We start from the raw sequence: 12,513 nt of genomic DNA on the forward strand, positions 1-12,513 counted from the left end.
GGGTTTCCGGGTCTCGACTCCGGGCGTCCCAGCGGCCGGGCGGGCTGGGAAACACCCACCGTCTTTCCCGGACAACCGGCCGCACACGGAGTATGGAGGCGCCCATGAAGCGCCATGCCTCCCGGGTCCTGGTGGCCCTCCTTCTCCTGGGGTGCGTCCTGGGGGGCCTCCCCGTCCTGGCCCTCAACAATGGCCTGGGGCAGGTCCCGCAGGACCTGGACCGCTCGTCGCCTCGCGCCACGGCGCAGGGCTTCCTGGACGCGGTGCATCGCGGGGACTACCACCGCGCCGCCTACTACCTCTACCTGGACCACCTTCCGGCATCCGAGCAGCCCGCGCAGGGCGCCCAGCTGGCGCGGAAGCTGAAATTCGTCCTGGACCGCGAGCTGTCGGTGGACACCTCCGTCCTGCCGAAGACGCCGGAGGGCGAGTCCCCCACTTCACGCTTCGTGTCGATGGGGGCCATCCCGCTCAAGGGCGAGAGCGTGCCCATCCGGCTGCAGCGCATGAGCGTGGACAACACCTTCATCTGGGTGGTGTCGGAGCCCACCGTGAAGATGGTGGACCCGCTCTTCGAGGAGTACGGCCCGCTGCTCACCGAAACGCTCCCGGCCGTCTTCTTCGACCGCACGGTGCTGGGGCTGGAGCCGTGGCAGTGGCTGGGGCTCGCGGTGACGCTCCTGAGCGCGTGGGTCCTCTCCTATCTCCTGGAGAAGTTCCTGCTGGCCGCGGCGCTGCGGGTGGCGCGCTGGACGCGCATCTCCTGGGACGACCAGCTCGTCAACGCGGGCCGGGGCCCCCTGCGGCTGCCCTTCTTCGCCCTCCTGCTGGCGCTGGGCACCTCGTTCCTGCTCCTGCCTCCCAAGCTGAAGCTGCTGAGCGACCGGGTGAGCTACTCGCTCACCATCGTCGCGGTGGCGTGGTTCATCCTGCGCTTCCTCCGCGTGTCGGAGGCCTACGTCCAGAGCCGCGTCGCCTCCGAGGCCAGCCCCCACCGCCGCGCGCGCTCGCTGCGCACGCAGCTGGCCGTGCTGCGCGCCGTCTTCGAGGTCGCCACCTACGTCATCGCCGCCGCGCTGCTGCTCATGCAGTTCGAGGTGGTGCGCAACGTGGGCGTGTCGCTCCTGGCCTCCGCCGGTATCGCCGGCCTCGCCATCGGTCTCGCCGCGCAGAAGTCGCTGTCCTCGCTGCTCGCCGGCATCCAGCTGTCCATCACCCAGCCCGTCAGCATTGGCGACAACGTGCTGGTGGAGGGCGAGTTCGGCACGGTGGAGGAGATCACCCTCACGTACGTCGTGCTGCGCATCTGGGACCAGCGGCGCATGGTCATCCCCATCAACCAGTTCCTGGACAAGCCGTTCCAGAACTGGAGCAAGGGGTCCCCGGAGATCATGGGCACCGTCATCCTCCAGGTGGACTACATGGCGGACATCGACGCGCTGCGCGCGGAGCTGGACCGCATCCTCGCCAACGAGGCGAAGGACCTGTGGGATGGGCGGGTGAAGACGCTGGTCGTCTTCGACGTGATGGACAAGACCCTCACCGTGCGCGCCCTGGTGAGCGCGGCGAACTCCAGCAAGCTGGGCGACCTGCGCTTCCTCGTGCGCGAGCGGCTGGTCGTCTTCCTGCGCTCGAAGCCCCACTGGCTGCCCATGGTGCGCAGCGAGTCCCGTCCCGCGCAGCCCCCGCCCGCCCGGGACGGCCAGGAGGACGCCATCCAGGGCGCTCCAGAGCCCCGGTCCTGATGGAAGAGCGTCTGTGAGAGCCCAGGGAAAACGGGCGCTTGCACGGACGCTCGCCGCGCGATGAATATGTCGGCCCACGCGGCGTAAGACGCGCGTAAGAGCATTCGCACCCACGCTGGGGAGTCCATCAGATGAAGCGTCCTGTCACGTTGTGCGGAGCCCTGGCGCTCCTGGCCGTCGCCGCGCCGCTCACCGCGAGCGCCCAGGAGCGGGGCCGCACCGACGGGCCCGAGGAGTCGGAGTACGGCAAGGGGGGCTACGGCGACAACCGCCGCGGCGTGTCGCTCCAGTTCGACTGGGGCGCGGCCATCAACTCCCAGGAGAACCCCCGGGGCGCACCGGAAGGCCCGCCGCTGTTCGTGGGCGCCACCGTGTCCCTCTGGGGGGATGACTGGTACCGCCTGGACGTCAGCGGCGCGTACGTCTTCGACGGTGGGCGCTTCGTCGGCAACGTGGGCCCCACGTTCCGCACCTGGGGCTGGCCGCTGGCCTTCACCCTGGGCCTCAAGGCGGGCGCCATCGTCATCCCGGAGGGCGAGGGCCTTCGCTTCGCCCTGTCGCCGCAGGTGGGCGCGGAGCTCTTCCTGGACCGCCGCGACCGCGTGCTCATGGGGCTGCACTACTCGCCGGACATCCCCATTGGGGGAGGAGGAGTCACGAACCGGTTGTTCATGAACGTTGGATACCGGTTCTGACGGAGACGCCATGATCGCTCAACTGCTCGCCGCCGCTGTCGCGTTGACCACGGCCCAGGCGCCTCGCGCCGCCTCGCCGTCCGTGGCACTGCCGTTCCCGTCGGGGGACGTGCAGACCTACAACATCATCCAGTGGGACCCGAACGCGCTGCCGCGCATCTATGAGCGGTCGGACCAGCTCCCGCTCACCGACGAGGAGCTGACCAAGCTGTCGCAGGCCGGCTTCGAGCCCGCGCAGCTGGTGAAGATGATTGAAGAGCGCCGCTGCGCCTGCGATGCGAGCGCGGACGGCCTCATCCGCCTGAAGAAGGCGGGCGTGGACAAGACGGTGCTGGCGGCGGTGTCGCGCCATGGCCTGGCGCCCAACCGGCAGCTGGACATCCTGGTGACGCTGGACTTCACCGGGGAGAGCCGCACCGCGCGCGAGGCGTTCCTCTACTTCTTCGTGGACGACGGGGACATCACCCGCGTGTTCTCCGCGAACCTCCCGGAGCTGCTGCTGCGCCGCAACAGCCACGAGACCATGGTGGACCGCAGCGACATCATGGTGGCGCGCACGGTGCGCCGCATCCAGCTCGCGGGCCACGTGCCGCTCAAGACGTACGGCGCGCACCGCGTGATGGTGGCCGCCAGCGCCAGCCCCACGCTCACGCACCCCTCGCAGCTCACCCCGCAGGAGCGCGCGAAGGCGCAGACGTACACCTTCGACTATCCGCGCGCGTCCCTGCAGAGCCTCTGCCGGCTGACGGCCGGCTACCGCCGCGACGCGGTGCTTGCCTACAAGTGGAACTTCGAAGGCAGCCGCTTCGAATGCGAATGGAACTAGGAGTCAACCCGACCATGAACACCCGCCGCCTGTTGCTGTCCGCCCTCCTCGCCGTGTCGCTCGCCGGCTGTGGAGGCCCCCGCGCCTTCACGCGCGGCACCTACGAGGACCCCAACACCATCGAGATGCTGGGCGACCGCTTCAACGAGAACGACCTGCAGCTCATCGCGAAGAAGATGGCCGAGTCGCTCGCCAGCTCCCCGCGCTTCGCTCAAGCCCCGCCGCAGGGCGCGGCCCTGCCCATCGTCCTCGTGGGCAAGCTGCGCAACAGCACCAGTGAGCACATCGACATGCGCTCGCTGGGGGACAAGATTCAGACGGCGCTCGCGCAGACGGGCCGCTTCGCGCTGGTGGACCAGCAGGCGCGCCAGGACATCGCGGAGGAGTACGAGTACCAGCAGTCCGGCTACGTGAACCCGAACGCCGCCAAGGCCCCGGGCCAGCAGGCGTCGGTGGACTTCCTGATGACGGGCGACCTCGCCTCCATCATCCAGGAGGTCGGCCGCGACAAGCTCGTCTATTACAAGATGACGGCGAAGCTGAACGACGTGCGCACCGGCACGATTGCGTGGACGGACGAGAAGCAGATCCGCAAGAAGTTCGAGAAGCAGGGCGTGAGCTGGTAGCCGTCCGCCGTGTCCAACCTCCCCGACATCGCCTCCCAGGCCCCGCGCGTCCCCGCCGCTTCCCCGGCGGCGGCGCGTTGGGGCCTGCTGTTCGTCCTGGCTCTGAGCGCCCTGGGCTCCGGCACCGGCTGCGCCAGCGACTACGTGGCGCGCACGGCCTCCGCGCGCTCCGCGTACCAGTCCTCCGACTATCCGCGCGCCCTGCGGGAGCTGGACGGCGAGCAGAAGGAGGCCCCCGAGCGCGACCAGCTCCTGCTCCTCCTGGACAAGGGCATGGTGCTGCACGCGGCAGGGCAGTGGGAGGAGAGCACGAAGGTGCTGGCCCAGGCGGATGACCTGAGCGCGCAGCTGGACATCACCTCCGTGAGCGAAGAGGCAGGCATCCTGCTCAGCAACGAGCGGCGCCGCGCCTACCGCGGGGAGGACTTCGAGAAGCTGATGATCTCCGTCCTCCAGGCGCTCAACTACGCGGAGCTGGGCCGGGACGAGGACGCGCTCGTGGAGGTCCGCCGCGTCAACGAGCGCATCGAGAAGATGATCACCGAGGAGAAGAAGCCGTACGAACAGCTCGCCATCGCGCGCTACCTGGGCGGCGTGCTGTACGAGGACCAGCGCGAGTGGGACTCGGCCTTCATCGACTACATGAAGGCGTACGAGCTGGAGCCCCGGCTGGGCGGGCTGGTGGAGCCCCTCTTGCGGCTGGCGAAGAAGACGGGCCGCGACGACGCCTACGCGATGCTCTCCCAGAAGTTCCCGGACGTGGCGCGCGACGCGGTGGGCCCCGGTGAAGGGCAGCTCGTCGTGGTGGTGGAGGCGGGCCTGGCGCCGCAGAAGGAGCGCGCGTCGCGCGACTACGGCGACTCCGGGGACCTGATTGAAGTGCCCGTGTACCGGGACCGCGGCGGCACACCGCCGGTGCGCGTGTCGGTGCAGGGACAGGCGCAAGCGGCGGTGACGGTGACGTCGCTGTCGCGCGTGGCGCAGGTGCACCTGAACGACCGCATCGGCCGCATGCTGGCGAAGCAGCTGGCGGGCGCGGTGGCGAAGGCGGGCGTGGCCGCGGGCGTGGGCGCGCTGACGAAGAGCAAGGAATTGGGCGTGCTCACCTTCCTGGTGCTCAACGCGGGCAACCAGGCCGACCTGCGCTCCTGGCTTTCACTGCCGGCGGAGTTCCAGGTGGCGCGCTTCCGGCTTCCTCCAGGAAAACACACCGTCCAGGTGGATGCACCGGGGCGGCCCACCACACACCTGGTGGAGGTGAAGCCAGGGCGGGTGGAGGTGCTGGTGGTGCGAAGCTACTGACGGCGTCGTTTTGGGAGTAGGGTGCGCGCCCCATGTCGCCGGTCGTAGCCGAAGTCCTCCTGTACTCCTTCATCGTCGTAGTGAGCGCGCTGGCCGGCGCGGGCGTGGTCATCTTCAATGATCGCTCCACGCGGCTCGTGACGTTCCTGGCCTTCGCGGCGGGCGTGATGTTCGGCGCGGCCTTCTTCCACATGCTCCCGGAGGCGTACGAGGGCGGCGGCTGGTGGGCCTTCGCGCTCGTGCCCATGGGCTTCCTCTTCGTGCTGGTGCTGGAGCGCTACCTCGTGGCCCACGCCTGCGAGGAGCCGCCGGACTGCGCGGAGCACGTGCACGGCCACGCGCTGGGCTTCAGCGCGTTCCTGGGCCTGTCCACGCACACGCTCTTCGACGGCATCGCGCTGGGCTCCGCGGTGAAGGAGGGCGTGGGCGCCATGGCGCTCCTGGCCATCACCGCGCACAAGGTGCCCTCGTCGCTGTCGCTCGCGTCCATCCTCCAGGCGGAGGGCAAGAAGCGCGGCACCATCCTGGCGTACACCGCGCTGTATGGCCTGATGGTGCCCGTGGGCGCGGTGCTCTACTTCGGCTTCGACGCGGTGCTGAGCTTCCAGTCGCTGGCGCCCAAGGCCCTGGCCTTCTCCGCCGGCACCTTCCTCTACATCGCCGTGTCGGACCTGCTGCCGCACGTGAACAAGCACGGGCGGGACAAGCCCGGACGCAACCTGGTGGCATTGGCAGCCGGGTTGCTGGTGATGTTCGTGCTCGCGCGCGTCCTGGGACACACGGAGCACTGACGGCACCATGGAACGACGCAAGGACTGGTACGAGCACCCGGAGTACTACGAGGCCATCTTCGGCACGGACACCGTGCGCGAGGCCGACTTCCTCCAGGAGCTGAGCCGGCGCTTCGGCACCGGAGGCAACCAGTGGCTGGAGCCCGCGTGCGGCGCCGGCCGGCTGGTGGAGGAGGCCGCGAGCCGGGGCCTGAAGGTTGCGGGCTACGACTTGTCGGAGGCCATGCTCGCGCACGCGCGCAAGCGCCTGTCCCCCGCGGAGCGCCGCCGCGTGAAGCTGTCCCAGGCGCGCATGGAGGACTTCTTCGACCCGGCGCTGGAGGGGCGCGTGGACCTGGCCCACACGCTGGTCTCCACCTTCCGCTACCTGGACAGCGAGAAGGCCGCGGTGGAGCACCTCACCGGCACCCGCCGCCTGCTCAAGCCGGACGGCATCTACGTGCTGGGCTTCCACCTCACGGACTACGCGCGCTCCGGCCCTGAGCACGAGCGCTGGGTGGGGCAGGTGGGCAAGGACAAGGTCGTGTGCAACACGCACGAGGGCCTGCCGGAGCAGCGCCTGCGCCGCTCGCCCATGCGCAACCGCCTGCGCGTCACCGGGCCCGACAAGGACTGGCTCATCGAGACGACGTGGTACTTCCGCACGTACGACGAGGCCCAGGTGAAGCGCCTGTTCCGCAAGTCCGGCCTGCGCGTCGCGGCCACGTTCGACTTCGACTACGACCTGGACTCGCCCGTGGGGCGCGGCAGCCCGCGCCTGGACCGCGTCTTCGTGTTGAAGCCGGACACCGCCTCCAAGGCCTGATTGGTATGGAATGACCCGGGCGCCTGCCCGTTTGGAAGGCGCGGTTCGTCAGGCCCTTGGGCCCAAACGTCAGGGCTCTTGCGTCCCGTCCGGACGCGCCTGCGTTCTGGTGGGACGCAGGCCGGATGGGGCAGACCTCGTGACCCCGCGAAATCATTGGGCTCACGCTGCTGGCACGACATCCGCAATGCGCCTGATCATACGCCGGCAACGGCGTGTACCGCATCCAGCCGCACCCGGAGCGCGGAAGGAGGGGCCGCTCCTTCCGCGCTCTCCATCTGAACCCGCATCTCCCTGCCATCTCCGATAGAGTCCGCGTCTGCTTTTTGGACGGCTTCGCCGGTCGGCGGTGGCGCGGCTTCCGCACGGGAGGCGATGGGGATGCAAGACGAGTTGGCGCAGCTCATGGCTGCGCTCAGGGATTCCAGGGACTTTGAAACCGCGGCGGCGGCGACGTTGCGCCGGATGCTGGCCGTGGCGGAAGGCGCGGTGGCGGCCAGCCGCTATGCGGGCCGGGCCCGGGTCCTGCGCGGCATCGTCCACCTGCGTCCCGGCGAAGCGTACCGCCGGCTGGCGGCGTTGGACGTGGGCGCGCGCGAGGTGACGGACGCGGGCGCCGGGACGCCCTTCTTCACCTCCGCCACGGCCTGGCGCGCGGTGGTGGAGCACCGGTGCGCGGTGTCCATCGACGTGAACATCGGCACGGTGCAGCCGCACGCGCCGGACGCGCCGGTGACGGGCGACCCGGGCCTCGCGGGCTTCCACAGCAACGAGAGCAAGCAGCGCTTCCTGGGCCGCCACGCGACGCACGTGTGCGTGCTGCCCCTGCGCACGCCCTCGGGCATGGAGGGCATGATTTCGCTGGAGGCGGACTGTCTGGCCGCCATGGGGCAGGAGTTCGTCTGGCGCGACGCCGGCGATTTGCTCCAACTGCTCACGGACATCGCCGCGCCGTACCTCACCGCGCTGCCGCAGCGGCCGGTGGCCACGCCGGAGGTGGACGAGTTCCTCCCCGTGGTGGGCCGCTCCATGGCGGAGCTCCTGCCCATCCTGCGGACCTTCGCGCTCCAGGACGAGACCATCCTCGTGAGCGGGGCCACGGGCGCGGGCAAGTCGCGCCTGGCGCGCTGGTGCCATGAGCGCTCCGGCCGCCGGGGCAAGCCCTTCGAGACGCTGGACCTGGTGACGGTGCCGGAGGACCTCCAGATGGCGGAGCTCTTCGGCTGGAAGAAGGGCGCCTTCACCGGCGCGGTGCGCGACGCGCCGGGCGTGGTGGCCCGCTCGGATGGCGGCACGCTGTTCATCGACGAAATCGACAAGCTGTCGCTGAAGGCGCAGGCGGGCCTGCTGCACCTCTTGGAGTCGCGCAGCTACCGGCCGCTGGGCGAGGGCACCGGCGAGAAGCTCGCGGACGTGCGCTTCATCATCGGCACCAACGCGGACCTGCTCGCGCAGGTGCGCGCCGGCCGCTTCCGCGAGGACCTGTACTACCGCGTGAACGTGCTGCCGGTGCGCATGCCGCCCCTGCAGGACCGGCAGGACGAGATTCCCCTCTGGGCGCGGTACATGGTGAACCGCCGCCACCGCGAGCGGCTGCCGGAGGGCTCGGCCCGGCTGGCGCCGGAGGCGGAGCTGCTGCTGACCACCAGCTCGTGGCCGGGCAACCTGCGGCAGCTCGACAACATCGTGCGGCGTGCGTACACGCTCGCGATGGTGGAGCACGCGGGCAGCACGGGCGACCTGGTGCTTCAGGAGAAGCACGTGGCGCGGGCGCTGGACTACGAGCAGTCCCCCGGCGGCCGTCCGCTCCCGGAGGCGCTGCGGGCCGCGGCGCAGGCCTTCGTCGGCGAGGCGCGCAGGCGCGGCACGCCGCTGGACCTGGACTACGCGGACGGCTTCCGCGGGCTGGTGCTGGGCCTGGCCATCCGCCAGGTGGGCCGCGACGAGGCCTTCCGCCTGCTGGGCCGCGAGAGCCTGGTGAAGAACCGCAACCACCACAAGGCGCTCAAGCGCGAGCTGGAGAAGGTGGACGGCCTCTACAAGGCGCTGGGCGAGGAGGGCTCCCCGTTCTCCGACCTGCTGGAGAACGAGGACGCGGACTGAGGCGGGGGGGCGCCTTCTAGCGGATGGCGCTGCCCAGCGGCTGGTAGTTCTCGTCGCGCAGGCCCACGAGCACGCTGGTGCCGTTGTCCGTCACCCGCAGCTCGCCGTAGCGCGCGTTCGCGTAGCGCTCCGCGTGGCCCTCCTGGAAGAAGAAGGCCTCCGCGCCCAGGCGCATCTGCGAGTTGCGGATGCGGAAGCGCAGGCGCACCTCGCCGGGCGCGAGCGAGGTGCCCGCCTGCGTCTCGTAGCGCACGAACTCGCCCACGTCGTGCTCGTCCAGGCGCAGCACCACGTTGCCGTCCTCCTGGGGCTGCTCGCGGCCCTCGCGCCAGCCCTGGTTGATGGCGTAGTCGAGCACCATGTAATCGCCCTGGATGAGCGAGCGCGGATCCACCGGAGCCAGCCGCAGCAGCACGGGCTGCCCCCGCGCGAGCACGCTCTCCTTCTGCACGACGAGGAAGGCGAGCGCGGCGAACACCAGCGCGAGCCCACCGAAGATGACGGCGCCGCGTTTCATCGGGCCTCCGTGAGGACGGCGGACTGCCGCCGCAGGAAGAACTGCCGCACGCCCAGCAGCACCAGACCGCTGCCCGTGAGCGCGAGCGCCTTGGCCAGCAGCGTGATGTGGAGGTCGTAGTAGTAGTACGCGCCGAAAGTCAGCAGGAACGCCACCGCCAGCCCCAGCATCACGCGGCTGCGGCGGTGGAAGCCGAGCGTCAGCATCAGCACCGCCACCAGCACGCCCGGCGTGTTCAGCGTCATCCCCGTGAGCAGCACCAGCGCGCAGACCGCGGGGATCCAGACGCGCTGCTCCCGCGACAGCCCCAGCTCGCGCAGCACCCGCCACCCCGTCCACGCGAGGAGCAGCGCCAGCAGGACGGAGAGGTACGCGCTCGGCACGAACCCGCTCTCGAAGCGGAAGACGTAGCGGAAGCCCTCCTGCGAGCGCTCGAAGCTGCGGAACAGCAGCCACCCGGGCACGGCGCACGCGAGCGCGAAGGCGATGGGACCCACGCGCGGGCCCAGCTGTCCGCGCCGCAGCAGCGGCTCGAAGAGCAGGGTGCCGGAGAGCGCGGCGGCGCACAGGAGCATCCACACGTCCACGCCCGCGCCTCCCACGGCATCGAGCGCGAACACGCCGACGGACACGCAGAGCCCCACCGTCGCCAGGAAGTAGAGGATGAGGTCCGGGTACACGGCGAGCAGCGCGAGCGACGCCACCGCCCCCGCGAACGCGACGGTGAGGGTGCTCTGGTCCAGCTGCGCCAGCCCCACGAGGAACGCGCCCACGCCCGCCATGCACAGGGCCAGGGCGAACTGCTCCAGGAACGGGCCCTGGCTGGTCCGGCGCAGGAGCACCGCCGCCACCGTCAGCACGAGGCCCATGGCGGTGAGCGCCACCTCCTCCTTCCACAGGCCCACGCAGACGAAGAAGCTGAGCAGGAAGGCCGCGGACAGCCACGCGCCGCCGCCCGCCAGCGCCTTCACGAACCAGGGCGAGGCACCCAGCGTCTTCTGCCGGATCTCCAGGGCGGTGCGGGCTCTCGCGTCCACCTCCTCGTCCACGTGGCCCTCGGCCTTGAGCCCCGCCAGCACGTCTTGAATGGTCGGTCGCAGGGCCATGGTCAGGTCTCCTCCGAAACGCCCGTGGCCTGCGACTCGTGGCGCAGCCACCAGACCGCTAGGCTCACCTCGCCAATGAGCACCAGCGGCAGGATGAAGAGGGTCAGCTCGTCCGCGCGCGTGACCTCCAGGAGGAACCAGCCCACCGCCGTGGTGACGAGCGTGATGACGCTCAGCGCGCCCACGGTGAGCAGGAACAGCTCGCCGTGCAGGTGCCGGTGCAGGGCGTAGATGGCGGCCAGCGCTCCCGCCACCAGCAGCAGGGACACGCCGGACTCGAGCGAGCGGTCGTGCCTGCTCACGATGAACAGGATGCCCAGGGTCACCAGCGGCGTCAGCGTCATCAGGGACAACACGCGGGGCATCCACCGCCCCTGGAGCCAGGAGACCTTCTGGTTGGCGAAGTGCTCGTACGTCGCCCAGGCGAACCCGTTGAGCAGCCCCAGCACCAGCGCGAGCCTTGCCTCGTAGGAGTCGAAGCGCGTCATGCGCTGGCCCCAGAAGAGGATGACGCCCGTGTTGACGAGCACGAGTTGGAGCATCCACAGCGGCGTGAAGCGCGCCAGCGCCACCCACGGCAGGATGAGCACGCCCCAGCCGATGAACAGCTCATACGGATCCGCGCCCGTCTGGTACGCCTGCCCGTACACGGCGAGCAGCGGGCCCACCAGCACCGCGGCCGCGAGCAGCGCGAACTGGCCCGCGGGCCGGTCGCCCAGCCGCCACGCGCCCACCGCCGCTCCGGCGATGCCCAGGCAGATGAGGCCCATCTTCGAGAAGCGCCCCAGCTCCGCCCAGTTGAAGGCGAAGAAGTACACCACGCCCGCCAGCACCAGCAGCGAGCCCAGGGCCATCAACGTCGTGGACAGGAACGCGTGCCACGCGGGCCGCGACGGCGAGGCGACCGCCAGGTGCAGCGCGCGCCCGTACGCGTTCGGTCTCAGGATTCCGGCGTCCGCCAGCGCGTGCAGCCGCTCCGGCGTCGCCTCCAGATCAAGGAAGTCTTTCGGCACGGCCGAGGACTGTACCCGGTTCAAGTGACGCCGGGGACACCGCGCCAGCTCAGGGTCGGGAGGGCTCCGCGTCCAGGAAGGCCTTCAGCTCGGGGAGCACGCGCTCGGGATGCTCCAACTGCGGACTGTGTCCGCACGCCACGCGCAGCACCCGGGCCTGGGGGAGGCGGCGCGCGGCCTCGTCGGCCAGCGAGACGGGCAGCGTCTCGTCGCGCTCCCCCCAGATGAGCAGAACGGGGACCTTCACCTCGCCCAGCCGCTCGCGGCGGTGGAGCAGCGGCCCCGTCAGCGGCACCAGCGCGTTGAAGGCCTGCGCGGCCTCGGGCCTGCCGCCGGGCACGCTCAACAGCTCGTAGCCCAGCTGTCCCAGCTTCTCGCCCAGCGGCGTGGGCGGTGGCGGCAGCATCCGCGCCATCGCCCAGGGACCCAGGTTGCGCGCCAGCCGCTCCGGCCCCGCGCGGAAGAAGAGGCGCGAGGCGCGCGGCATCTCCGGACCCAGCCCCATCGCGTCCACCAGCGCCAGCCGCTCCACCGGCACCGCGCCGCGCAGCGCGAGCTCCAGCGCCACCAGTCCGCCCAGCGAGTGGCCGACCACCGACACCGGCCCCGGCGCCACCAGCCCCAGCGCCTCCTCCACGGGCGCCGTGAAGAAGCGCACCGCGTCCTCCGCGGACCTCACGTGCACGTCCGCCGGGGTGGACTGACCGAAACCGGGCAGGTCCAGGGCCAGCACCCGGTGATGCCGGGCCAGCGCCGTCAGGTACGGGAACCAGTGGGTCGCCGCGTTCCCACGCCCGTGGAGGAAGACGACCGTGGAGCGGGCGCCGTCCCCGGAGCCGGGGCCCCCTTCGAGGATCCGCACCGCGCCGCCCCCGGGTAGCCAGTGCACCTGGGGCAGCACGGCCGGGGCCAGCTGGGCCAACAGCCCCGTCTCCACCGGGCCCACGGGGGGCGTGGCGCCCGGGGCACCGGGGCGGCCGGCGG

Annotated in this window: 12 protein-coding genes; 8 read left to right on the forward strand and 4 right to left on the reverse strand. The window is 70.9% G+C overall.

What is annotated here, in order from left to right; genetic code table 11:
* Positions 1–104: 104 nt before the first annotated feature.
* The 8 genes from D7W82_RS23290 (at position 105) to D7W82_RS23325 (ending at position 8,893) form a co-directional block, all read left to right on the forward strand.
* Complete coding sequence (locus D7W82_RS23290; RefSeq protein WP_120620453.1) at positions 105–1,745, forward strand: mechanosensitive ion channel family protein; 1,641 nt, start codon at positions 105–107, stop codon at positions 1,743–1,745.
* A 131-nt stretch (positions 1,746–1,876) separates the two neighbouring features.
* Entirely contained in the window at positions 1,877–2,440 is a 564-nt protein-coding gene (locus D7W82_RS23295) for a hypothetical protein (protein WP_120620454.1), read from the forward strand.
* Positions 2,441–2,450: 10 nt separating this feature from the next.
* Positions 2,451–3,266, forward strand: coding sequence for a hypothetical protein (locus tag D7W82_RS23300; RefSeq protein ID WP_120620455.1), 816 nt, complete (start codon positions 2,451–2,453; stop codon positions 3,264–3,266).
* A gap of 14 nt (positions 3,267–3,280) precedes the next feature.
* Entirely contained in the window at positions 3,281–3,892 is a 612-nt protein-coding gene (lpoB, locus tag D7W82_RS23305) for a penicillin-binding protein activator LpoB (RefSeq protein WP_120620456.1), read from the forward strand.
* 9 nt (positions 3,893–3,901) lie between these two features.
* Positions 3,902–5,194 carry a COG3014 family protein gene (locus D7W82_RS23310; RefSeq protein ID WP_233587891.1) on the forward strand — a complete coding sequence of 431 codons (1,293 nt, stop codon included), beginning with the start codon at positions 3,902–3,904 and terminating at the stop codon, positions 5,192–5,194.
* A gap of 32 nt (positions 5,195–5,226) precedes the next feature.
* Positions 5,227–5,985: a ZIP family metal transporter gene (locus D7W82_RS23315; protein ID WP_120590942.1), complete on the forward strand. Its 759-nt coding sequence runs from the start codon at positions 5,227–5,229 to the stop codon at positions 5,983–5,985.
* 7 nt (positions 5,986–5,992) lie between these two features.
* On the forward strand, positions 5,993–6,790 hold the full coding sequence (locus tag D7W82_RS23320) for a bifunctional 2-polyprenyl-6-hydroxyphenol methylase/3-demethylubiquinol 3-O-methyltransferase UbiG (RefSeq protein ID WP_120620457.1): 798 nt from the start codon (positions 5,993–5,995) through the stop codon (positions 6,788–6,790).
* 381 nt (positions 6,791–7,171) lie between these two features.
* Entirely contained in the window at positions 7,172–8,893 is a 1,722-nt protein-coding gene (locus tag D7W82_RS23325; RefSeq protein WP_120620458.1) for a sigma-54 dependent transcriptional regulator, read from the forward strand.
* Positions 8,894–8,909: 16 nt separating this feature from the next.
* Here D7W82_RS23325 and D7W82_RS23330 read toward each other — a convergent pair whose 3' ends face one another.
* The 4 genes from D7W82_RS23330 to D7W82_RS23345 all read right to left on the reverse strand — a co-directional run.
* The gene (locus D7W82_RS23330; protein ID WP_120620459.1) at positions 8,910–9,410 is read right to left on the reverse strand and encodes a GDYXXLXY domain-containing protein; all 501 of its coding nucleotides are present in this window, start codon (positions 9,408–9,410) and stop codon (positions 8,910–8,912) included.
* Complete coding sequence (locus D7W82_RS23335) at positions 9,407–10,516, reverse strand: DUF4401 domain-containing protein (protein WP_120620460.1); 1,110 nt, start codon at positions 10,514–10,516, stop codon at positions 9,407–9,409. The genes D7W82_RS23330 and D7W82_RS23335 overlap by 4 nt, the downstream gene beginning before the upstream one ends.
* A 2-nt stretch (positions 10,517–10,518) precedes the next feature.
* Complete coding sequence (locus D7W82_RS23340) at positions 10,519–11,529, reverse strand: DUF2157 domain-containing protein (RefSeq protein ID WP_120620461.1); 1,011 nt, start codon at positions 11,527–11,529, stop codon at positions 10,519–10,521.
* Between the two features lie 49 nt (positions 11,530–11,578).
* Positions 11,579–12,513: alpha/beta fold hydrolase (locus tag D7W82_RS23345; protein WP_370451070.1), on the reverse strand; the 935-nt coding region annotated here is incomplete at its 5' end.

This window comes from Corallococcus sp. CA049B, from assembly GCF_003611685.1.
In the GTDB taxonomy this organism is placed as follows: Bacteria; Myxococcota; Myxococcia; order Myxococcales; family Myxococcaceae; genus Corallococcus; species Corallococcus coralloides.